Consider the following 20,451-nt stretch of genomic DNA (forward strand, 5'->3'; position numbering starts at 1 on the left):
GGACTCTTCCGAGTCCGGGGCCGCCCCTGTCACGCGATCGAACGCTTACGCGTCCTTCGAGAGGTTCGGGCCCGCTCCGCCCGTCGCCTGCTCGATCGGCGGGACGTCGGGCAGGGCCGACTTCTCCTCGCCGCGGAAGGTGAACTTCTTCTCCTCACCCTCGCCCTCGGTGTCCACGACCACGATGTGGCCGGGGCGCAGCTCGCCGAAGAGGATCTTCTCGGAGAGCGAGTCCTCGACCTCGCGCTGGATCGTCCGGCGCAGCGGACGGGCGCCCATGACCGGGTCGTAACCCTTCTTGGCGAGCAGCTCCTTCGCGGACTGGGAGAGCTCGATGCCCATGTCCCGGTCCTTCAGACGCTCGTCCACCCGGCCGATCATCAGGTCGACGATCTGCAGGATGTCGTCCTGGGTGAGCTGCGGGAAGACGATGATGTCGTCCACACGGTTCAGGAACTCCGGGCGGAAGTGCTGCTTCAGCTCGTCGCTGACCTTCGCCTTCATCCGCTCGTAGTTGGACTTCGTGTCGCCCTGGGCCGCGAAGCCCAGGTTGAAGCCCTTCGAGATGTCCCGGGTCCCGAGGTTGGTCGTCATGATGATGACCGTGTTCTTGAAGTCCACGACCCGACCCTGGGAGTCGGTCAGGCGACCGTCCTCAAGGATCTGGAGAAGGGAATTGAAGATATCGGGGTGGGCCTTCTCGACCTCGTCGAAGAGGACGACGGAGAACGGCTTGCGGCGCACCTTCTCGGTGAGCTGGCCGCCCTCTTCGTAGCCCACGTATCCGGGGGGAGAACCGAAGAGACGGGAAACCGTGTGCTTCTCGCTGAACTCCGACATGTCGAGGGAGATCATCGCGTCCTCGTCGCCGAAGAGGAATTCGGCGAGAGCCTTGGACAGCTCGGTCTTACCGACACCGGACGGGCCGGCGAAGATGAACGAGCCACCGGGACGCTTCGGGTCCTTCAGACCGGCTCGCGTACGACGGATCGCCCGCGAGAGGCCGATGACGGCGTCCTTCTGGCCGATGACGCGCTTGTGGAGCTCGTCCTCCATGCGGAGCAGACGCGAGGACTCCTCCTCGGTCAGCTTGAAGACCGGGATGCCGGTGGCGGTCGCGAGGACCTCGGCGATCAGCTCGCCGTCGACCTCGGCGACGACGTCCATGTCGCCGGCCTTCCACTCCTTCTCCCGCTTGGTCTTCGCCGCCAGCAGCTGCTTCTCCTTGTCGCGGAGAGACGCCGCCTTCTCGAAGTCCTGGGAGTCGATCGCGGACTCCTTGTCCCGACGGACGCCGGCGATCTTCTCGTCGAACTCGCGGAGGTCCGGCGGCGCGGTCATCCGGCGGATGCGCATCCGGGAGCCGGCCTCGTCGATCAGGTCGATCGCCTTGTCCGGGAGGAAGCGGTCCGAGATGTACCGGTCGGCCAGGGTCGCGGCCTGGACGAGGGCCTCGTCCGTGATGGAGACCCGGTGGTGGGCCTCGTACCGGTCGCGCAGCCCCTTGAGGATCTCGATCGTGTGCGGCAGCGACGGCTCCGCGACCTGGATGGGCTGGAAGCGGCGCTCGAGGGCCGCGTCCTTCTCCAGGTACTTGCGGTACTCGTCCAGCGTCGTCGCACCGATGGTCTGGAGCTCACCGCGGGCCAGCATCGGCTTGAGGATGCTGGCGGCGTCGATCGCGCCCTCGGCGGCACCCGCACCCACCAGGGTGTGGAGCTCGTCGATGAACAGGATGATGTCGCCGCGGGTGCGGATCTCCTTGAGGACCTTCTTCAGGCGCTCCTCGAAGTCACCGCGGTAGCGGGAGCCGGCGACCAGCGCGCCGAGGTCCAGGGTGTAGAGGTGCTTGTCCTTGAGGGTCTCGGGCACCTCGCCCTTGACGATGGCCTGCGCCAGGCCCTCGACGACGGCGGTCTTGCCGACGCCGGGCTCGCCGATGAGAACCGGGTTGTTCTTCGTACGGCGGGACAGCACCTGCATGACCCGCTCGATCTCCTTCTCGCGCCCGATGACCGGGTCGAGCTTGGATTCGCGGGCCGCCTGGGTGAGGTTGCGGCCGAACTGGTCGAGGACCAGGGACGTCGAGGGAGTGCCCTCGGCAGGACCGCCGGCCGTGGCGGCTTCCTTGCCCTGGTAGCCGGAGAGCAGCTGGATGACCTGCTGCCGCACCCGGTTGAGATCGGCGCCCAGCTTCACGAGGACCTGGGCCGCGACGCCCTCGCCCTCGCGGATCAGGCCGAGCAGGATGTGCTCGGTGCCGATGTAGTTGTGGCCGAGCTGGAGGGCCTCTCGGAGCGACAGCTCCAGGACCTTCTTGGCACGCGGGGTGAAGGGGATGTGGCCGGACGGGGCCTGCTGCCCCTGCCCGATGATCTCCTCAACCTGCTGGCGGACCGCCTCGAGCGAAATCCCGAGGCTCTCCAGGGCCTTAGCGGCGACACCCTCACCCTCGTGGATAAGGCCCAGGAGGATGTGCTCGGTGCCGATGTAGTTGTGGTTGAGCATCCGGGCTTCTTCCTGAGCCAGGACGACAACCCGCCGCGCGCGGTCGGTGAACCTCTCGAACATCGTTAATCGCTCCTCAGAGCGGTCAGTCAGTTAGGGGTCGATCCCCTCCCTGTCCTTCCGCAGCTTAGTCCCGCAAGCGGGGACCGCTCATTCCAACTGCCGACATCCGTCCGGATCACCCCCTCTCAAGCGGGGAGACCTGCTGCCGAACAGCCGACAAATGCTCCAACCCGATGGTGCGAGACGATGTTCCCGCAGGCCAAGCAGTTACCCCCGCCATCTGTACGCCGATGGCGAACGTGAGACGCCAAAGCCCGCAAGTCGTCCCTCCTCACTAGGAATGTCTTACCCGTAAGCACTGACACTCCATGCAGCACACCCCCGTCCCCTCCGCTACGGGCGAACATCCTTGCGCTCTCGAATGCACCCGTACGCCCCCATCATGGACACTCTGCGCACTGGATCAAGGACGCTGGGTCATCGAAGGCGTAACCAACCGACGCTCGCGGGAGTTCCCCGGGCATGGCCCTCACCGTCCCGCTGCCCCGCTCGCCGATCGACGGCGGCCTGGCGCGGTGGTACGAGCGGGAGCTCGGCTGGGCGGTCGTGGACGGCCCTCCGGCGCAGCTGGTCACGGGGGTGCGCTTCGACGTGCTGGAGCTGCCCGCGGCGGCCGGCCGTGCGGTGCTGCGCAGATTGGGCCCCGCCACCGGACCGGTGGCCCTCATGGGGCGCAGAATGCGGCTGCTGACGGCCGCGGGGAGCGCGGAGGAGCTGCCGGGGCTGCTCGACTGGCTCGAATGGGGCGGGATCTCACTGGATCTCGTCGCCCTGGGCGCGGGCGGCCGGATGGCCGCTCCCATTCCCCCAGGACGGAGCGGTTCCGGCGCGCCGGGCGCCGCGGTGTGGCTGCGGGCCCCCGAGCCCGGCCGGACCGGGGACGGCTCGCTGCCCGCGCTGCGGGCCGCCGCGCGGGGCGATGCGGGCGCCCCCTGTCTCGCACGGCTCGTGGCCTCCGCGGCCGCGGAGTGCCATCGGGTGCGGCTGCTGAGTGCGCGCCCTCACGGATCGGCGCCTCAGCAGCTGACGCCTCAGCGGTTCGCGTCCTCGTAGGCCGCCTTGATCTCCGCGGGGACACGGCCGCGGTCGTTCACGTTGTATCCGTTCTCCTTGGCCCACGCGCGGATCTTCGCGGTGTCCGGGCTGCCACCGGCGGCCACGCGGCCCTTGCCACGCGTACCGGCGCTGCGGCCACCGGTGCGACGGCCGCTCTTGGTGTACGGCTCGAGCAGGCCACGGAGCTTGTCCGCGTTGGCGGTGGTGAGGTCGATCTCGTAGGTCTTGCCGTCCAGCGCGAACGTCACGGTCTCGTCCGCCTCGACACCGTCGAGGTCATCGACAAGAAGGACCTGAACCTTCTGTGCCACCGGATTTCCTTTCATCGAAAATGCAGTACGCGGAAAGGAAACCGCTTTTCCCGGAAAAACACAAACCCCTGGCAGAGGTTCAGAAGCCCGGCAACGCGGGAAACGTGCGCGATTCGGACATAGGGTTCCGCGCGCGCTCGGCACGATCACAGATGCAGAAGCATCCGGCTGTTGCCCAAGGTGTTCGGCTTCACTCGTTCGAGACCCAGGAACTCGGCGACACCCTCGTCATAGGAACGCAGGAGCTCGCTGTAGACATCTCCGTCGACCGGAGTCTCACCGATCTCGACGAAGCCGTGCTTCGCGAAGAAGTCGACTTCGAAGGTCAGGCAGAATACCCGGCGCACCCCGAGCCATCGGGCGGTGTGCAGCAACTTGTCGAGCACGTGATGTCCGACGCCCCCGCCCTTGAACTCCGGATCGACCGCGAGAGTACGTACTTCCGCGAGGTCTTCCCACATCACATGGAGTGCGCCGCAGCCGACCACCACGGCGTCCTCGTCGCGTTCGGCGACCCAGAACTCCTGGATGTCCTCGTAAAGCGTCACCGTCGCTTTGTCGAGCAGGATGCCGCGACGGACGTACGGGTCGACAAGGCGGCGGACCGCGGCGACATCACTGGTGCGGGCACGGCGAACGGTGACGGCTTTTGAAGCGGTGGAGGACGACGACATGGGGGGACGTTATCGCCCCTCGTCCGCCGTACCCGCGTCGCCCTCGCCGGTGGTCCGGTCGCCGGCGCTCTCCGCCGGTGGGGCGGGGTCCTCGGGGATGTTGTGCCCGACGATGCGGATCGCGTCGCTGAGGGCCTCTCGCTGCTCGCTGGACATCATCCCGAAGAAGGCGACGAGAGCGGAGGCGGGGTTGTCGCTCTGGGACCAGGCTTCGTTCATCAGTGCGGCCGAGTAGGCGGCGCGGGTGGAGACCGCGGTATATCGATAGGCGCGGCCGTCGACTTCCCTGCGCACCCAGCCCTTCTGATGGAGATTGTCCATTACCGTCATGACGGTGGTGTAGGCGATGGACCGTTCCTGCTGGAGATCCTCCAGGACTTCCCGGACGGTCACCGGGCGGTTCCATTGCCAGACGCGTGTCATGACGGCGTCTTCGAGCTCTCCCAATTGGCGGGGCACAACTGCCACCTTAGTCAAGTGAACCGGGAATGGCCGGTTATTGGCGGAGGAAACGCAACAAAAAGGACGTACGACATGAAAACTGTCGTACGTCCTCGATGCGGGTGGGACTAGGAGGCGCTGCCGCCGTCCGCCTGGCGGGTGGCCTCGGCGCGGGCGAGGGCGGCGTCCACGGCCGCGTCCTCCTTGGCCTTGTTGGGCCCGCCCTGGCTCTTCACGATCGTGACGACGAGGCAGATGAAGAACGTGGCCATCACGACGGGGGGCAGGAGCGCGGATACGTAGTCCATGCCGACCAGAGTAGCTATCCGGCGACGCGTTCCTCGGGCGGGGGCGGGGGTACGGGGCGTCGGCGCGGCGGGAACACCTCGGAGGGTTTGGGCGCCGGGCGCTTGACGGGGGCGGGTGGCTTCGGGGTGGACGGCTTGGGCTCCCCCTCGCCGGCGCGCCCGCCGGGGAGTGCGAGCAGCCGGGCGCGGGGCGCGGTGGCCACGGCCTGGGAGACACGGGCGAGGCGGGCGCGCACGGAACGCTCGACGAGGACCTGGCAGCGCTCCAGGAGGTAGGCGGCCCGGGGGTGGGGCCGCAGGGCGCGCAGGGCGGAGAGGTCGTCGGCGGCGGGGTCGTAGCCGGCGGCGAGGGCGTCCTGGAGGAGCTCCAGATAGCCCGGCAGCGAGCCGGGCAGGGCCTCGCGGTAGCGGGTCAGGTCGGCGAGGAGGAAGGCGTGCAGCCGGCCGGCCTCGCGGACGGCGTCGTCCACGGATTCGGCGAGGCGCAGGCAGTCCTGGACGTCCTCGTCCTGAAGGGGGGCAGGGTTGAGGGCGGTGGCAAGGGCGCGTCGGAGCACACGCAGCTCGTCCGCACTGAACGCCATGCCGCCGCGGGATCCGTATGGCGTGGGCATGGGGTGACGATACGCGCTAATCGGACAAATTTCGTTTACCGATCATCCCCCGGCGCGTTGCCCTTGGGCGGGCGGCGAACCGGGGCGGGGGCGGCGCGGACCCGTCGGCACGGGGCGGCCCGGTGGGCGGGGCCAGTGACGGTGGCGGGCCAGTGACGGTGGCGGGCCGGGGCCGTTAGCGGGCCCTGCGGTCACCGCGGGGCCGGCCGGCAGGGAGACGCGGCGGGCCGGGGCGGGTGGCCCCGGCCGGGGGCGGCTACATGCGGGAGATGTTGCGTTCGTAGACGAGGCGGAGGCCGATCAGGGTCAGCCAGGGCTCGTGCTCGTCGATCTCCTTGGAGTCGGCGAGGACCATCGGGGCCAGGCCGCCCGTCGCGATCACCGTGACGTCGGACGGATCGCCGTCCGGGCCGACCAGTTCGCGCTTCATGCGGGACACCACGCCGTCGACCTGGCCCGCGTACCCGTAGACGATGCCCGACTGCATCGCCTCGACCGTGTTCTTGCCGATCACGCTGCGCGGACGGGCCAGCTCGATCTTGCGGAGCATCGCGCCCTTGACGCCCAGCGCGTCCACCGAGATCTCGATGCCCGGCGCGATCGCCCCGCCCGCGTACTCGCCGCGCGCCGTGACCGCGTCGTACGTCGTCGCGGTGCCGAAGTCGACCACGATCGCCGGGCCCCCGTACAGCTCGACCGCCGCCGCCGAGTTGACGATGCGGTCCGCGCCGACCTCCTTGGGGTTGTCCGTCAGGACCGGGACGCCCGTCTTGATGCCGGGCTCCACCAGGACCGCCGGGACGTCGCCGTAGTAGCGCCGCGTCACCTCGCGCAGCTCGTGCAGCACCGACGGGACGGTCGAGCAGATCGCGATGCCGCCGATGCCGTCACCGAGCTCCACCCCCAGCAGCGGGTGCATGCCCATCAGGCCCTGGAGCAGGACCGCCAGCTCGTCGGCCGTGCGGCGCGGGTCCGTGGAGATGCGCCAGTGCTCGACGATCTCCTCACCGTCGAAGAGGCCGAGGACGGTCTGTGTGTTGCCGACGTCGATGGTGAGGAGCATCAGACCGCCGCCTCGGAGGCGTCGCGCAGGTCGAGTCCGATGTCGAGGATCGGGGAGGAGTGCGTGAGCCCGCCCACCGCGAGGTAGTCCACGCCGGTCGCCGCGTACGCCGCCGCGTTCTCGAGCGTGAGACGGCCGGAGGACTCCAGGACGGCCCGCCCGGCGACCAGCGCGACGGCCTCCTCGGTCTCCATGGGCGTGAAGTTGTCGAGCAGGATCAGGTCGACGCCCGCGTCGAGGACCTCACGGACCTGGTGCAGCGTGTCGACCTCGACCTCGATCGGCACGTCCGGGAACTGCTCCCGTACGGCCTTGAACGCCTGCGCCACACCGCCTGCGGCGACCACGTGGTTGTCCTTGACCAGCGCCGCGTCCGACAGCGACATGCGGTGGTTGACGCCGCCGCCGCAGCGCACCGCGTACTTCTCCAGCGCGCGCAGCCCCGGCGTGGTCTTGCGGGTGTCGCGGACCCGGGCCTCGGTGCCCTCCAGGACGTCGGCCCACGCGCGCGTGGCGGTGGCGATGCCGGAGAGGCGACACAGGATGTTCAGCGCGCTGCGCTCACCGGTGAGCAGGTCACGGGTGCGGGTGGTGACCGAGAGCAGCTTCTGGCCGGCCTCGACGCGCTCGCCGTCCTCGACGTGCCGCTCGACCTCGAAGGTCTCCGTGCAGACGATGGACAGCACCGCCTCGGCGACCCGCAGACCGGCCACGACGCCCGCCTCACGGGCGGTGAAGTCGGCCGTGGCGATCGCGTCCTCGGGGACGGTCGCGACGGTCGTCACGTCCACTCCGCCGTCGAGGTCCTCCTCGATGGCCAGGTGGGCGATGTCCTCGACCTGGACCGGGTCGAGCCCGGCGTCGGCGAGCAGCTGGGCGAGCGCGGGATCGAGGCCGCACTCGTACACCTCGTCGCCCTCGGCGCAGCCGCAGCCGTCACCGCAGCCGCCCGCATCCTCGGCGGGGGCGCTGATCTGGATCAGGGGTACGTCCACGGGCTCGGGACGGCGTTCCTCTGGCGTGCTCACGGTTGCGGCTCCCTGGGGGCTTCGGGGGTTACGGAGGGAAAGTCTGCGGTGGCGGTGCGGCGGACCACGAGCCGCCGGTCCGAGGTGAGGCGCACGATCAGATGGCGCTGCCAGTCCTCGTCGCGCTCGGGGTGGTCCTCGCGCCAGTGGCAGCCGCGGGTCTCCTCGCGCTCCCGGGCGGCGGCGACGAGCACCCGGGCGACGCACAGGAGGTTCGTCGTCTCCCAGGACTCGACGCCCGGCTCGGCCGCCTTGCCCGGGTGGTCCTCGGCCGCCGAGAGGCTCAGCGCCTCCAGGGCGTCGGCGGCGTCCGCGAGGCTCGCGGCGGACCGCAGCACTCCGGCGTTCGCGCTCATGGCCCGCTGGACGCGGGTCCGGGTCTCCGGGGCGAGCAGCGGCAGCACGGACGCGGTGGTGGACACGACCGGCAGGCCCTCGCGGTGCGGGCCGAGCGTGGCGATGTCCTCGGCGATGCGCTCGGCGAAGACCAGGCCCTCCAGGAGCGAGTTCGAGGCGAGCCGGTTGGCGCCGTGGACGCCCGTGCAGGCCACCTCACCGCACGCGTAGAGGCCCGGGACGGTGGTCCGGCCGGTCAGGTCGGTGCGGACGCCGCCGGAGGCGTAGTGGGCCGCCGGGGCGACCGGGATCGGCTCGGTGACCGGGTCGATGCCGTGGGCCCGGCAGGCGGCCAGGATGGTGGGGAACCGGTTCTCCCACATCTCGGCGCCGAAGTGGCGGGCGTCCAGGTACATGTGCTCGGCGCCCTGCTCCTGCATCCGGCGCATGATCGCCTTGGCGACGATGTCGCGGGGTGCGAGCTCGGCCAGCTCGTGCTGCCCGAGCATGAAGCGGACCCCGTCGGCGTCGACGAGATGGGCGCCCTCGCCCCGTACCGCCTCGGAGACCAGCGGCTGCTGGCCCTCGGAGTCGGCGCCGAGGAAGAGCACCGTGGGGTGGAACTGGACGAACTCCAGGTCGGAGACCTCGGCGCCGGCGCGCAGGGCGAGCGCGACGCCGTCGCCGGTGGAGACGGCCGGGTTGGTGGTGGCCGAGAAGACCTGGCCCATGCCGCCGGTGGCGAGGACCACGGCGGGGGCGTGGACGGCGCCGACGCCGTCGTGCTGGCCCTCGCCCATGACGTGCAGGGTGACGCCCGCCGTGCGGCCCTCGTCGTCGGTGAGGAGGTCCAGGACCAGGGCGTGCTCGATGGTGCGCAGGCCCCGGTCCCGTATCGCCTCGACGAGGGCGCGGGAGATCTCCAGGCCGGTGGCGTCGCCGCCGGCGTGCGCGATCCGGCGGCGGTGGTGGCCGCCCTCGCGGGTCAGGGCGATCTCGCCGTCGGCGGTCTTGTCGAAGTCGGCGCCGGTGGCGATCAGCCGCCGGACGGCGTCAGGGCCCTCGGTGACGAGGAGCCGTACGGCCTGGGCGTCACAGAGCCCGGCGCCGGCCACCAGGGTGTCGTCGAGGTGCTGCTCGGGGGTGTCGCCGTCGCCGAGCGCGGCGGCGATGCCTCCCTGCGCCCAGCGGGTGGACCCGTCGTCCATACGGGCCTTGGTGACGACGACCGTGCGCAGTCCGGCGGCGGTGCAGCGCAGGGCCGCGGTCAGTCCCGCGACACCGGAGCCGACCACGACGACATCGGCGTCGATGGACCAGCCCGGCGCGGGCGCTTGCAGCCGTATTCCGGTCACTTGGTGGCTCCGAACGTCAGCGGGATGTTGTCGATCAGCCGCGTCCTGCCCACGCGCGCGGCGACGGCGAGGATCGCCTCGCCCTCGTGGTCGTCGGCGACCTCGGTGAAGTCGGCCGGGTCGACCAGGGCCAGGTAGTCCAGGGTGAGCGGCGGCTCGGCCTTCGCCGCCTCGTCGAGGACGCCGCGGGCCGCGGCCCGTACGGCCTCGGCTCCGTTGCCCTCGGTCGCCTGGGCCACCGCGTGGGCGTCGGCCGCGGCACGGGCCTCGCCGAGCCGGGAGAGCGCCTCGGCGCGGGTCTCGGCCCTGTTCTGCGCGCCGGGCAGCGAGTCGGCACGCGCGCGCAGCGCGTGCTGCGCGGAGAGCCGGTCGCTCGCGGCGAACAGGGCCCGGGAGAGGGCGAGGGCGGTGCGGCGCTCTCCGTCGGAGAGATAGCGGTTACGGCTGGACAGCGCGAGGCCGTCGGCCTCGCGGACGGTCGGCACACCGACGATCTCGACCGGGAAGTTCAGGTCGCGGGCCATCCGGCGGATCAGGGCCAGCTGCTGCGCGTCCTTCTGGCCGAACAGGGCCAGGTCGGGGCGGGTGAGGTGGAGCAGCTTGGCGACGACGGTGAGCATCCCGTCGAAGTGGCCGGGCCGGGAGGCGCCTTCGAGGCGCTCGCCCATGGGTCCCGCGCTGATCCGGACCTGGGGCTCACCGCCGGGGTAGACCTCGTCTACGGCAGGGGCGAAGACCGTGTCGGCGCCGGCCGCCTCGGCGGTCGTGAGGTCGGCCTCCAGGGTGCGGGGGTAGCGGTCGAGGTCCTCACCCGCGCCGAACTGGAGCGGGTTGACGAAGACGGTGACGACCACGAACCCGTCGGGTCCGACGTACTCGCGGGCGGTACGCACGAGCGTGGCGTGTCCCTCGTGGAGGGCGCCCATGGTCATGACAACGGCGGTGCGACTGTTTTCGGCCGTCTCGGCGCGTGCGGCGGAGGGGGCGGAGGCCCGCGCGGCGGACGCGCGGCGGGCCGCCAGCGTGTGCAGTTCGTCCGCCGTACGGACCAGTGCGAACGTCGTCGAGGACGTGGACGACGTGGAGCTCATCGGGTCTCCCCCTCTGCGAGCACACCCAGCAGATCCTCGGCCAGCTCGGGCTTGAGCAGGCCGTGCGCGAGCGCCCGGTCCGCGGTCGTACGGGCCATCGCCAGATAGCCGGCGACGGTACCGGGCGCATGCTTGCGCAGCTCGGCGACGTGCGCGGCGACCGTGCCGGCGTCACCGCGCGCGACGGGGCCGGTGAGTGCCGCGTCGCCCGAGCGCAGGGCGTTGTCCAGGGCGGCTCCCAGCAGGGGGCCGAGCATCCGGTCCGGGGCGGCGACCCCGGCCGTGCGGAGCAGCTCCATCGACTGGGCGACCAGCGTGACCAGGTGGTTCGCGCCGAGGGCGAGGGCCGCGTGGTACAGCGGGCGGGCCGCCTCCTCGATCCACTCGGGCTCACCGCCCATCTCGATGACCAGGGCCTCGGCGGCGAGCCGCAGCTCTGCGGGCGCGGTCACCCCGAAGGAGCAGCCGGCCAGCCGCTGCACGTCGACGGAGGTCCCGGTGAAGGTCATGGCGGGGTGGAGGGCCAGCGGCAGCGCGCCGGCCCGCCGTGCGGGGTCCAGGACCTGAACGCCGTACCGCCCGGAGGTGTGCACGAGCAGCTGCCCGGACCGTACGGCCCCGGTCTCCGCCAGGCCCTCGACCAGGCCGGGCAGGGCGTCGTCGGGGACGGTCAGGAGCACCAGATCGGCGCGGGCGAGCACCTGCGCGGGCGCCATGATCGGCACGTCGGGGAGCAGGGTCGCGGCGCGGCGCACGGATGCGTCGGAGACCGCGGAGACCGCGACGGGGCGGTGTCCCGCGAGCTGGAGAGCGGCGGCGAGGGCGGGTCCCACCCGGCCGGCTCCGACGACTCCGACGGCGAGTCGCGCGGGTCGGTCTTCCGCTCGGGGTTCTGCTGGTTGGTTCACGCGGCAACGGCCTTCCGTTCCAGTCCGCGGGGGGTACCGGACGATTTCTGGTCATGCTACGCCAGCGTTTCGCGCTCCCCCGTGGCTGTGCACAGGGTGTGGGTGGTGGTGTGATGATCGGCCCATGGACGAAACGGAAGCGCGGCTGATCCAGGCGAAGGTGTGGGCCGGTGCGGGGCGCAAGCTGTGGCACTCGCCGATCGACGGCACGGTCGGGGAGCGCCTGCGGGAGCTGGCCGACTGGGCGGCGGGCACGGAGGACGACGGGGGCCGGCCCGACACCTACGGCGACAGTCTCGTGGAGGAGGTCGAGCAGCGGGTCGCCGACGAGCTCGGTCTCCCGGCGGCGGTGTTCTTCCCGACCGGGACGATGGCCCAGCAGGTGGCGCTGCGCTGCTGGTCGGGCCGGACCGGCAGCCCGGTGGTCGCCCTGCATCCGCTGGCGCATCCGGAGGTCCACGAGGGCGGTGCGCTGGGGGTGGTGAGCGGGCTGCGCACGGTCCATCCCACGGACGAGCCGCGGCTGCCGACGGCCGAGGAGGTACGGGACCACCCGGAGCCGTTCGGGACGCTGATGCTGGAGCTGCCGCTGCGGGACGCGGGGTTCGTGCTGCCGTCCTGGGAGGAGCTCGTGGCCGTGGTGGACGCGGCGCGCGAACGTGATGCGGTGGTGCACGTCGACGGCGCGCGGCTGTGGGAGTGCGCCCCTCACTTCGGGCGCGGCCTGCGGGAGATCGCAGGGCTCGCGGACAGCGTGTACGTGTCGTTCTACAAGTCCCTGGGCGGTCTTTCGGGGGCGGCGCTGGCAGGCCCCGAGTCTTTGACGGAGGAGGCGCGGGTGTGGCGGCACCGGTACGGAGGGCTGCTCTTCCAGCAGTTCCCGGCCGCGGTGTCGGCGCTGCGGGGTCTCGCCGTGGAACTCCCGCGGCTGCCCTCGTACGTGGCGCACGCGCGCGTGGTGGCCGACGGGCTGCGGGCCGGCTTCGAGGAGGCGGGGGTGCCGTGGTTCCGGATCCACCCCGAGGCCCCGCACACCCACCAGTTCCAGGTGTGGCTCCCGTACGACCCCGAGGTCCTGACGGGGGCGGCGGTGGCGCTGGCGGAGGAGACGGACACGGTCCTCTTCCGCCGGTGGCGCGGCCCGGGCGCGGGCGGACCGCCGGGAGTGGCCCTGACGGAGGTGACGGTGACCGAGCCGGGCCTGGGCTGGACGCAGGACGACGTGCGGGAGGCGGTACGGGAGTTCCTGTCGCGCATGGCGTGACTCCCCCGTGTGCCGGGCCCACGGGCCCGGCTCAGCACGCCCGTGGATGCAGCCACCGGCCGAGTGCCGCGCGCAGCCGCCCACGGGCCGGGCGGCCGGCGACGACGGCGTCGAAGCGGCGGGCCTCGCGGAGCGCGCGGAGGGTCTCGATGTCGTGCGTGCCGGGCACCGGAGGCATCCGGTCGCCGCGCTGCTCGGCCCGGTAGCTGTCGAGGAGGTACTGGTGCAGTGCGTTCATGCCCTCCACGATGCGCCGGGCCGGATGCGCGGTCGCGCCGATTGACGGCCGCCGTCAAACGGGCGGCAGGGCGCCCGGCCCGACCCGCACCATAGGGGGGTGAGCGTGACCATCGACATCACCGGACTGCCGCATCAGCGGATCTCCTTCTGCCCCTCGCCGCTGGCCGAACTCGGCGCCGCGATGCACGTGCTGTCCGAGCCGGGACACCACCCCGGGCTGCACGGCTGGGCCACGACCACAGCCGCCGGGCTGGAGCCCCAGCTCGCCGACCGCCTGCACGAGGCCGACTTCATGTGGCGGTCCACCCGGTCCGACTTCCTGCTGCCCGCCCAGCCGCGCGAGACGCTCGCCGAGGAGCTCGACGACCTCGACCGGATGGACGACGAGACCTATGTCGGGGCCGCGCTGGAGATCTCCTGCAGCACCCAGTACGCGGACGGCCTGCCCTCCCCGCTCGTCGACGCCCACTCCCGCCGCCGCGCCCTCGACCTGGCCGCCGCGCGCGGCCCGCGCCAGGCCGCGTTCGTCGAGCGGATGCTCGCCGATCCGACCGGCACGCGCGCGTGGATCCGCCGGCTCCTGGAGGACTGCGACGACGCGTTCTTCGCCGACACCTGGCGCCGGGTCCGCGTCCAGCTCGCCGCCGACGCCCGGCACAAGACCGAACTGCTGCGCCACAAGGGCCTCGCCGAGGCCGTCGCCGCCGTCTCCCCGGCGATGAGCCTGGAGTCCGACGAGCGCGGCTCCCGGATAGCCGTCGACAAGCTGGTCCTCGGCCGGACGAGCACCCAGGGCTCGGCGCTCACCTTCCTGCCGACCGCCTTCGGCCGGCCGCACCTCATCGCCGTGCACGCACGCGGCTGGCAGCCGGTGATCCAGTACCCCGTCTCCACCCGCGAACTCGCCGGCACCGCCCCCGTGGAGACGGTCAAGCTCCGTCTGGAGGCCGTCGCCCACCCGATGCGGATGCGGATGTGCCGCAACCTCGCCCGCGCCTCGTACACGACGAGCGAGCTGGCCGACGCGTACGGCATCACGGCCCCGGAGGTCTCGCGGCACCTCGCCGTCCTGAAGAAGGCCGGGCTGCTCACCACCCAGCGCCGCGGCCGCTACGTCCTGCACCAGCTGGACGTGACCGTCGTCGCCCGCCTGGGCAGCGACTTCCTCGAAGCCGTCCTGCGCTAGCGGCTCGGCAGGCCCTGCCTCAGTCGAAGCGGATGTGGGCGAGACCGACCCGCACCCGGCGCGCCGGTGCCGCAACGGCCCGTTGATCCACAGCAGCGTCGCGGCTCAGACCGCTCCGCCGCCCGCCCGCACCAGGCCCGTCTCGTAGGCGAGGACCACCACCTGCACGCGGTCGCGCAGGTCCAGCTTGGTCAGGATCCGGCCGACGTGCGTCTTCACCGTCGCCTCCGACAGCACCAGCCGGGCGGCGATCTCGCCGTTCGACAGGCCCTGCGCGACCAGCATCATCACCTCGCGCTCCCGGTCGGTGAGCCGGTCCAGCTCCTTGTGCTGCGACTCCTTCCCCGACGACGGCAGCATCGGCGAGAAGCGGTCGAGCAGCCGACGGGTGGTCGACGGGGCCACGACGGCGTCGCCGCTGTGCACGGAGCGGATCGCGCCGAGCAGCTCGTTCGGCGGCACGTCCTTCAGCATGAAGCCGCTCGCGCCCGCCTTCAGCCCGGAGAAGGCGTACTCGTCCAGGTCGAAGGTGGTCAGGATGAGCACCTTGGGGGCGTCGGGCTCCGAGCAGATCCGCCGGGTCGTCTCGACCCCGTCGAGCTTGGGCATCCGTACGTCCATCAGCACGACGTCCACGTCCGTGGAGCGCAGCACCTCCAGCGCCTCCACGCCGTCGCCCGCCTCGGCGACGACGTCCATGTCCGGCTGGGCGGCGAGCACCATGCGGAAGCCGGTGCGCAGCAGCACCTGGTCGTCGACGAGCATCACGCGGATGGACATGTGGGGGTTCCTTCGTGTCGTCAGTGGGCGGGCTTCAGGGGGAGCAGGGCGCTGATGCGGAAGCCGCCCCCCGGACGCGGTCCCGCGTCCAGGGTGCCGCCGACCATGCCGACCCGCTCCCGCATGCCGATCAGGCCGTGGCCCCGGCCGTCGGCGCCCCCGTCCTCGTACATCTCGTGCGTCGCGCCGCGGCCGTCGTCCTCGACGAGCAGCCCGAGGCCGTCGTCGAAGTACACCAGGCGGACGCTGGCCCCGACGTCCGGGCCGCCGTGCTTGCGCGTGTTGGTGAGGGCTTCCTGCACGATCCGGTACGCGGTGAGCTCGACGCCGCTGGGCAGCGGCCGCGGCGTCCCCTCGATCCGGAAGTCGACGGTCAGGCCGGCCCCGCGGACCTGCTCGACGAGGTCCTCGATCTGCTGGACGTCGGGCTGGGGCACGTACTCCCCCGCCTCCTTGTGCTCGCCCGTGCGCAGGATGCCGAGCAGCCGGCGCATCTCGGCGAGCGCCTGGCGGCCGGTGGAGGAGATCGTCTCCAGCGCCTGCTTGGCCGTCTCCGGGGAGGCGTCCAGGACGTAGGCGGCACCGTCGGCCTGGACCACCATCACCGAGACGTTGTGCGCGACGACGTCGTGCAGCTCGCGGGCGATCCGGGCACGCTCGGCCGCGACGGCGACCTTCGCCTGTGCCTCGCGCTCCTGCTCCAGGCGGGAGGCGCGCTCCTCAAGCTGCGCGAAGTAGGCGCGGCGGGTGCGCAGGGAGTCCCCGAGCACCCAGGCGAGGGCGAACGGCACGGTCATGATCACCGTGAAGAAGACATGCGCCAGGGTGGAGCCGGGGCTGGTCTCGGACGGCCATCTCAGCATGGAGAGCGTGGCGGCGCTGAGCCCTCCGACGAGCGCGAGTCGCGACGCCCAGCGCGGTCCGTCGTGCGCGGCCACGGTGTAGATGATCACCAGCATGGCGAAGTCGGCGAAGAAGGGCTGCAGCCCGAAGCCGAGCTGGACCAGGCCCAGCGCGACGGCGAGCAGCAACATCTTCTCGGGCGCGCGGCGGCGCAGCGCGACGACGAGGGAGAACAGCGCGCCGACCACGCCGTACGCGGCGGCGTGGTCGACCGCCGGGTAGGAGGTGCCCACCCACAGCACGGAGAGCCCGAGCAGGACGACGGCCCAGAAGCTGTCGACGCCCGTCGGGTGTCTGCGGATGAAGTCGTAGAGGCGCTGCACGTAACCCAGCGTAGGGAAGGTGGATAGGTGCAGGGGTCAACCGTGGGGTCGATCCTTGGCGTGAGGACCGTACTCCGCAAGGTGGAGACTGGCCCCTGTGACGGATGAGACGTGTCAGTGGCAGGGGTGGCGTCAGGCCACGGAGCAGGCGCTGTACGGCCCGGGGGGCTTCTTTCTGCGCCCCGAGGGCCCGGCCGGTCACTTCCGCACCTCGGTGCACGCCTCGCCGCTCTTCGCGGGGGCCGTCGCCCGGCTGCTGGCGGGGGTGGCGGAGGAGCTGGGGACGGACGAGGTCGCGTTCGTGGACGTGGGCGCGGGGCGCGGGGAGCTGCTGACGGGCGTCCTGGCCGCCGTACCGGAGGGGCTGTCGGTACGGGCGTACGGAGTCGAGCGCGCGGACCGGCCCGCGGGGCTCGACCCTCGGGTGGAGTGGACGGACCGGCTGCCGCAGGGGGTCCGCGGACTGCTCTTCGCGAACGAGTGGCTCGACAACGTGCCCGTGGACGTCGCGGCCGTCGACGAGACGGGGGCGGTCCGGTACGTCGAGGTCCGGGCGGCGGACGGGGCGGAGCGGCTGGGGCGGGTCGTCGAGGGTCCGGACGCGGAGTGGCTCGAGCGATGGTGGCCGCTCGCGGAACCCGGCGAGCGGGCGGAGATCGGGCGGCCGCGGGACGAGGCGTGGGCGGCGGCGGTCGGGGCGCTGGCGGCGGGGACGGCGGTGGCCGTGGACTACGGGCACGTACGGGAGTCCAGGCCGCCTTTCGGGACGCTGACGGGGTTCCGGGCGGGGCGGGAGGTGTCGGCGGTGCCGGACGGGTCCTGTGACGTCACGGCGCATGTGGCGATGGACGCGTGCGCCTCGGCCGGCGGGGAGGTGGTCACGCAACGGGAGGCGTTGCGGCGCCTCGGTGTCCGGGGTGAGCGGCCGCCGCTCTCGCTGGCGTCGAGCGACCCGGGCGCGTATGTGCGGGCGCTGGCCTCCGCCGGGGAGGCGGCCGAGCTGACCGCGCGCGGGGGGCTGGGCGACTTCCTGTGGCTCACGCGGAGGGTGCCGGGCGGACGGGCCTGACAGGGCACCCCCATGGGTTGTGCCCACCCGTCCCGCCCTGCGCGACGACTGCCCACGACGGTGGGGACCGCACTGCTGGACGGCCCCTCAGGGTGGGGCGGGGCGGGAACGCCTCTGGGACGATCGCCCACAACGGTGGGCAGGGGATGGGACCGGCCCGCGGGACGGGTTCCCACGGCGGGTTGCCCGGCAGGGATACTGGCCCCATGACGGAGACGACGGTCGGAATCGGCGGGGCGGCGGAGAGCACCGACATGGTGCTGAACATCGGGCCGCAACACCCCTCGACCCATGGTGTGCTCCGCCTCCGTCTCGTACTCGACGGCGAGGTCATCCGGCACGCCGAGCCGGTCATCGGCTACATGCACCGCGGCGCCGAGAAGCTCTTCGAGGCACGCGACTACCGGCAGATCATCATGCTGGCCAACCGCCACGACTGGCTGTCCGCGTTCTCCAACGAGCTCGGTGTCGTCATGGCCGTCGAGCGGATGCTCGGCATGGAGGTCCCCGAGCGGGCCGTCTGGACCCGCACGCTGCTCGCCGAGCTGAACCGGGTGCTCAACCATCTGATGTTCCTGGGGTCGTACCCCCTCGAACTGGGCGGTATCACCCCGGTCTTCCACGCGTTCCGGGAGCGCGAGGAGCTCCAGGCCGTGATGGAGGAGGTCTCCGGCGGCCGGATGCACTACATGTTCAACCGGGTCGGCGGCCTCAAGGAGGACCTGCCGGCCGGATGGCTCGGACGGGCCCGCGCCGCCGTCGCCGACGTGCGGTCGCGGATGGACGTGTACGACAAGCTGGTCCTCGGCAACGAGATCTTCCGCGGCCGCACCCGGGGCGTCGGCGTCCTCACGGCGGAGACGGCGCACGCGTACGGCGTCTCCGGGCCGATCGCCCGTGCCTCGGGCGTCGACTTCGACCTGCGCCGCGACGAGCCGTACCTGGCCTACGGGGAGCTCCAGGACACGCTGCAGGTCGTCACCCGCCAGGAGGGCGACTGCCTCGCCCGCTTCGAGTGCCTCCTGGAGCAGACCCACAACTCCCTGGACCTCGCCGACGCCTGCCTCGACCGGATCGACGACCTCCCGCCGGGGCCGATCAACCAGCGGCTGCCGAAGGTGCTCAAGGCGCCGGAGGGCCACACGTACGCCTGGACCGAGAACCCGCTCGGCATCAACGGCTACTACCTGGTCTCCAAGGGCGAGAAGACCCCGTACCGCCTCAAGCTGCGCTCGGCGTCCTTCAACAACATCCAGGCGCTGACCGAGCTGCTGCCGGGGACGCTGGTCGCCGACATGGTCGCGATCCTGGGTTCGCTGTTCTTCGTCGTCGGCGACATCGACAAGTAGGCGGCCGCCGGCAGTCGGTCGCGGCTGCCCGGTCAGTCGCTCTTGCGCATGACCACGAAGTCCTTCGGGTCCTTCTCCGGGCGCCGCCGCTCCGCCACGCTCCAGCCCCACCGCTCGTAGCGTTCGCGCAGCTCGGGCACGTCGAGCGTCATCAGCAGACGTGGGGAGGGGGCCCGCGCGAGGAGGGTGTCGTGCAGGGCGCGGCCCAGACCACGGCCCTGATGGGCGGGGGCGACGACGAGTTCGGCGAGTTCGAACGCCTCGTCGGCGCCGGACAGGGCGTTGTCCAGCCAGCCCGCGGCGAACCCGGTCAGGGCGCCCTCCGGGTCGACCGAGGCGACGCAGCGGAAGCCGGGCTGCGGCCCGGACGCCATGCCGAGCAGCCGTTCCACCGTCCGCAGCGCCCCGCGCGGCGGTTCGTGCCAGGGCGGGCCGCAGAAGGCCTGCGCGCACAGGGCGATCAACTCGTCCCTCAGCGCGGCCACTTCCTCGGGGGCGAGCGCCCGGATCGTCACGATCCGACGGCTCCGCGCAGCTCGGCGACGTCGATCTGCTCGGTCTCGTCGTGCGCGGTCAGGTCGATGACGTGGCCGATCGCGCGCTGCTCGGGGGTGCGCCGGGCGACGGTCGCCAGGACCTCCTCGCCCACCACGTCCGCGAGGTCGGCGTCCTGCACGGCCTCGATGGCGGCCGCCGCCTTCTGCATGCCGAAGAAGTCGAAGCCCCCCTCGGGGCGCGGTGCGCGACGGGCGGCGTAGGGGACGATCGCGGACGCGGCCGGGACGGACCGGACGGCGGGCAGGGCGGAGGGGGCGGGGGCGGGCACCACGGCGGTCGACGGGCGAGCGTGCTGCTCGGTGCCGGCGGCCGCCGCATGCTTCCCCTGCGGCTCCTCCGTCTCCCGGGCGCGCTCGGCGAGATCGCGGCTGCGGGCGGCCTCGGCCGTACGGCGGGCCTCCTGGGCGGCGGCGTTGCGCGCCAGGTTGCGCAGGGCCTCGGCGGCCTCGCGGTACGCGGCCGGGGTGGGCGTGGCCCCGGCGGCCGTGAGCTCCTTGGCCGGCGCGGCCGACTCCAGGGCGAGCTGGCGGCGGCCTTCCAGTGCGCTGGCCCGCTCGGTCTCGGCCGTGGCGTACCGGCGCAGCAGCGCGGCATGCTCACCGCGCAGCCCGGCGAGCTCGACCCGCTTGGCGCGCAGCTTCGCGTCGAGCTTGGCGCGCAGTTCGCGGGACTCGTCGAGATCGGCCTCGAGCTCGGCTATCCGCTCCTCGGTCTTCCACTCGTCCGCGGTCCGGGCCCGGGTCAGCTCGGCGACCTGCCGGCCGGCGCTCCGGTCCCAACTGCGCATGATGACGCCACCGGTGACCGCGGCCGCCGCGGCGGCCGCCACGAGCAGCCGCAGCGCCACGGGATCGGCGAGCAGCCAGGCGCCCGCGGCACAGACGACCGACGCTCCCGCGACCGCCGAGGGCGGCAGGAGCTTGTGCAGAGGAGGTGAATGGCGGTGGCGTCCACGTGGCATGGCCTGAAATTTACCGTGCGTAGGCGCCGTATGGGGTGTCGGCCCGGCAATCTCTTGGCCAC

21 protein-coding genes are annotated in these 20,451 nt (G+C 72.2%); 5 read left to right on the top strand and 16 right to left on the bottom strand.

What is annotated here, in order from left to right:
- Positions 1-45: 45 nt before the first annotated feature.
- Positions 46-2,571, bottom strand: coding sequence for an ATP-dependent Clp protease ATP-binding subunit (locus ACFQ7Q_RS19485; RefSeq protein WP_383556584.1), 2,526 nt, complete (start codon positions 2,569-2,571; stop codon positions 46-48).
- A 462-nt stretch (positions 2,572-3,033) separates the two neighbouring features.
- Here ACFQ7Q_RS19485 and ACFQ7Q_RS19490 point away from each other — a divergent pair, with 462 nt between their 5' ends.
- Entirely contained in the window at positions 3,034-3,624 is a 591-nt protein-coding gene (locus ACFQ7Q_RS19490; protein ID WP_383556587.1) for an SCO3374 family protein, read from the top strand.
- On the opposite strand, the gene ACFQ7Q_RS19495 is transcribed toward ACFQ7Q_RS19490, so the two are convergent.
- The 10 genes from ACFQ7Q_RS19495 to ACFQ7Q_RS19540 all read right to left on the bottom strand — a co-directional run bounded on the left by ACFQ7Q_RS19495 (position 3,603) and on the right by ACFQ7Q_RS19540 (position 11,756).
- Positions 3,603-3,938 carry an Lsr2 family protein gene (locus ACFQ7Q_RS19495; RefSeq protein ID WP_147979058.1) on the bottom strand — a complete coding sequence of 112 codons (336 nt, stop codon included), beginning with the start codon at positions 3,936-3,938 and terminating at the stop codon, positions 3,603-3,605. The genes ACFQ7Q_RS19490 and ACFQ7Q_RS19495 overlap by 22 nt on opposite strands.
- Before the next feature lie 146 nt (positions 3,939-4,084).
- On the bottom strand, positions 4,085-4,612 hold the full coding sequence (locus ACFQ7Q_RS19500) for an amino-acid N-acetyltransferase (protein WP_362364586.1): 528 nt from the start codon (positions 4,610-4,612) through the stop codon (positions 4,085-4,087).
- Between the two features lie 9 nt (positions 4,613-4,621).
- Positions 4,622-5,071, bottom strand: coding sequence for a BlaI/MecI/CopY family transcriptional regulator (locus ACFQ7Q_RS19505; RefSeq protein ID WP_383556592.1), 450 nt, complete (start codon positions 5,069-5,071; stop codon positions 4,622-4,624).
- A 110-nt stretch (positions 5,072-5,181) separates the two neighbouring features.
- Positions 5,182-5,361: a hypothetical protein gene (locus ACFQ7Q_RS19510; protein ID WP_383556595.1), complete on the bottom strand. Its 180-nt coding sequence runs from the start codon at positions 5,359-5,361 to the stop codon at positions 5,182-5,184.
- Between the two features lie 14 nt (positions 5,362-5,375).
- Positions 5,376-5,945 carry a hypothetical protein gene (locus ACFQ7Q_RS19515; RefSeq protein ID WP_383556723.1) on the bottom strand — a complete coding sequence of 190 codons (570 nt, stop codon included), beginning with the start codon at positions 5,943-5,945 and terminating at the stop codon, positions 5,376-5,378.
- Positions 5,946-6,231: 286 nt separating this feature from the next.
- On the bottom strand, positions 6,232-7,038 hold the full coding sequence (locus ACFQ7Q_RS19520) for a type III pantothenate kinase (RefSeq protein ID WP_329119170.1): 807 nt from the start codon (positions 7,036-7,038) through the stop codon (positions 6,232-6,234).
- Positions 7,038-8,066: a carboxylating nicotinate-nucleotide diphosphorylase gene (nadC, locus tag ACFQ7Q_RS19525; protein WP_383556599.1), complete on the bottom strand. Its 1,029-nt coding sequence runs from the start codon at positions 8,064-8,066 to the stop codon at positions 7,038-7,040. The genes ACFQ7Q_RS19520 and nadC overlap by 1 nt, the downstream gene beginning before the upstream one ends.
- Positions 8,063-9,757 carry an L-aspartate oxidase gene (locus ACFQ7Q_RS19530; RefSeq protein WP_383556601.1) on the bottom strand — a complete coding sequence of 565 codons (1,695 nt, stop codon included), beginning with the start codon at positions 9,755-9,757 and terminating at the stop codon, positions 8,063-8,065. The genes nadC and ACFQ7Q_RS19530 overlap by 4 nt, the downstream gene beginning before the upstream one ends.
- On the bottom strand, positions 9,754-10,848 hold the full coding sequence (gene panC, locus ACFQ7Q_RS19535; RefSeq protein ID WP_383556604.1) for a pantoate--beta-alanine ligase: 1,095 nt from the start codon (positions 10,846-10,848) through the stop codon (positions 9,754-9,756). The genes ACFQ7Q_RS19530 and panC overlap by 4 nt, the downstream gene beginning before the upstream one ends.
- Positions 10,845-11,756: a Rossmann-like and DUF2520 domain-containing protein gene (locus tag ACFQ7Q_RS19540; RefSeq protein WP_383556606.1), complete on the bottom strand. Its 912-nt coding sequence runs from the start codon at positions 11,754-11,756 to the stop codon at positions 10,845-10,847. The genes panC and ACFQ7Q_RS19540 overlap by 4 nt, the downstream gene beginning before the upstream one ends.
- 124 nt (positions 11,757-11,880) lie before the next feature.
- On the opposite strand from ACFQ7Q_RS19540, the gene ACFQ7Q_RS19545 reads away from it, so the two are divergent.
- Positions 11,881-13,020, top strand: a complete 1,140-nt coding sequence (locus ACFQ7Q_RS19545) for a threonine aldolase family protein (protein ID WP_383556608.1) — start codon at positions 11,881-11,883, stop codon at positions 13,018-13,020.
- 31 nt (positions 13,021-13,051) lie between these two features.
- Here the strand turns inward: ACFQ7Q_RS19545 and ACFQ7Q_RS19550 are convergent, their stop codons facing one another.
- A complete protein-coding gene (locus ACFQ7Q_RS19550) occupies positions 13,052-13,258 on the bottom strand; it encodes a hypothetical protein (protein WP_383556610.1) in 207 nt (68 codons plus the stop codon).
- 99 nt (positions 13,259-13,357) lie between these two features.
- Between ACFQ7Q_RS19550 and ACFQ7Q_RS19555 the strand changes: the two genes are divergently transcribed.
- A complete protein-coding gene (locus ACFQ7Q_RS19555) occupies positions 13,358-14,446 on the top strand; it encodes a DUF5937 family protein (protein WP_383556613.1) in 1,089 nt (362 codons plus the stop codon).
- Between the two features lie 105 nt (positions 14,447-14,551).
- Here the strand turns inward: ACFQ7Q_RS19555 and ACFQ7Q_RS19560 are convergent, their stop codons facing one another.
- Both ACFQ7Q_RS19560 and ACFQ7Q_RS19565 read right to left on the bottom strand, forming a co-directional pair.
- Positions 14,552-15,226, bottom strand: a complete 675-nt coding sequence (locus ACFQ7Q_RS19560; protein WP_383556616.1) for a response regulator — start codon at positions 15,224-15,226, stop codon at positions 14,552-14,554.
- A 20-nt stretch (positions 15,227-15,246) separates the two neighbouring features.
- Positions 15,247-16,452: a sensor histidine kinase gene (locus ACFQ7Q_RS19565; protein ID WP_383556619.1), complete on the bottom strand. Its 1,206-nt coding sequence runs from the start codon at positions 16,450-16,452 to the stop codon at positions 15,247-15,249.
- Positions 16,453-16,549: 97 nt separating this feature from the next.
- Between ACFQ7Q_RS19565 and ACFQ7Q_RS19570 the strand changes: the two genes are divergently transcribed.
- Both ACFQ7Q_RS19570 and ACFQ7Q_RS19575 read left to right on the top strand, forming a co-directional pair.
- Positions 16,550-17,521, top strand: coding sequence for an SAM-dependent methyltransferase (locus tag ACFQ7Q_RS19570; RefSeq protein ID WP_383556621.1), 972 nt, complete (start codon positions 16,550-16,552; stop codon positions 17,519-17,521).
- A 206-nt stretch (positions 17,522-17,727) separates the two neighbouring features.
- Complete coding sequence (locus tag ACFQ7Q_RS19575; protein WP_383556623.1) at positions 17,728-18,870, top strand: NADH-quinone oxidoreductase subunit D; 1,143 nt, start codon at positions 17,728-17,730, stop codon at positions 18,868-18,870.
- A gap of 32 nt (positions 18,871-18,902) precedes the next feature.
- Here the strand turns inward: ACFQ7Q_RS19575 and ACFQ7Q_RS19580 are convergent, their stop codons facing one another.
- Both ACFQ7Q_RS19580 and ACFQ7Q_RS19585 read right to left on the bottom strand, forming a co-directional pair.
- Complete coding sequence (locus ACFQ7Q_RS19580) at positions 18,903-19,385, bottom strand: GNAT family N-acetyltransferase (RefSeq protein WP_383556625.1); 483 nt, start codon at positions 19,383-19,385, stop codon at positions 18,903-18,905.
- On the bottom strand, positions 19,382-20,389 hold the full coding sequence (locus tag ACFQ7Q_RS19585; protein ID WP_383556628.1) for a hypothetical protein: 1,008 nt from the start codon (positions 20,387-20,389) through the stop codon (positions 19,382-19,384). Before ACFQ7Q_RS19585 ends, ACFQ7Q_RS19580 begins: the two co-directional genes overlap by 4 nt.
- Between the last annotated feature and the right edge of the window lie 62 nt (positions 20,390-20,451).

Origin of the sequence: Streptomyces sp. NPDC056527, from assembly GCF_042794475.1 — a bacterium.
Taxonomy (GTDB): Bacteria; Actinomycetota; Actinomycetes; order Streptomycetales; family Streptomycetaceae; genus Streptomyces.

What these genes read in the sequence shown, in the direction of transcription:
- ACFQ7Q_RS19485 (WP_383556584.1), bottom strand. Translation starts at nt 2,571, where the DNA reads ATGTTCGAGAGGTTCACCGACCGCGCGCGGCGGGTTGTCGTCCTGGCT.
- ACFQ7Q_RS19490 (WP_383556587.1), top strand. Translation starts at nt 3,034, where the DNA reads ATGGCCCTCACCGTCCCGCTGCCCCGCTCGCCGATCGACGGCGGCCTG.
- ACFQ7Q_RS19500 (WP_362364586.1), bottom strand. Translation starts at nt 4,612, where the DNA reads ATGTCGTCGTCCTCCACCGCTTCAAAAGCCGTCACCGTTCGCCGTGCC.
- ACFQ7Q_RS19510 (WP_383556595.1), bottom strand. Translation starts at nt 5,361, where the DNA reads ATGGACTACGTATCCGCGCTCCTGCCCCCCGTCGTGATGGCCACGTTC.
- ACFQ7Q_RS19515 (WP_383556723.1), bottom strand. Translation starts at nt 5,945, where the DNA reads ATGGCGTTCAGTGCGGACGAGCTGCGTGTGCTCCGACGCGCCCTTGCC.
- ACFQ7Q_RS19520 (WP_329119170.1), bottom strand. Translation starts at nt 7,038, where the DNA reads ATGCTCCTCACCATCGACGTCGGCAACACACAGACCGTCCTCGGCCTC.
- panC (WP_383556604.1), bottom strand. Translation starts at nt 10,848, where the DNA reads ATGAGCTCCACGTCGTCCACGTCCTCGACGACGTTCGCACTGGTCCGT.
- ACFQ7Q_RS19545 (WP_383556608.1), top strand. Translation starts at nt 11,881, where the DNA reads ATGGACGAAACGGAAGCGCGGCTGATCCAGGCGAAGGTGTGGGCCGGT.
- ACFQ7Q_RS19550 (WP_383556610.1), bottom strand. Translation starts at nt 13,258, where the DNA reads ATGAACGCACTGCACCAGTACCTCCTCGACAGCTACCGGGCCGAGCAG.
- ACFQ7Q_RS19560 (WP_383556616.1), bottom strand. Translation starts at nt 15,226, where the DNA reads ATGTCCATCCGCGTGATGCTCGTCGACGACCAGGTGCTGCTGCGCACC.
- ACFQ7Q_RS19575 (WP_383556623.1), top strand. Translation starts at nt 17,728, where the DNA reads ATGACGGAGACGACGGTCGGAATCGGCGGGGCGGCGGAGAGCACCGAC.
- ACFQ7Q_RS19585 (WP_383556628.1), bottom strand. Translation starts at nt 20,389, where the DNA reads ATGCCACGTGGACGCCACCGCCATTCACCTCCTCTGCACAAGCTCCTG.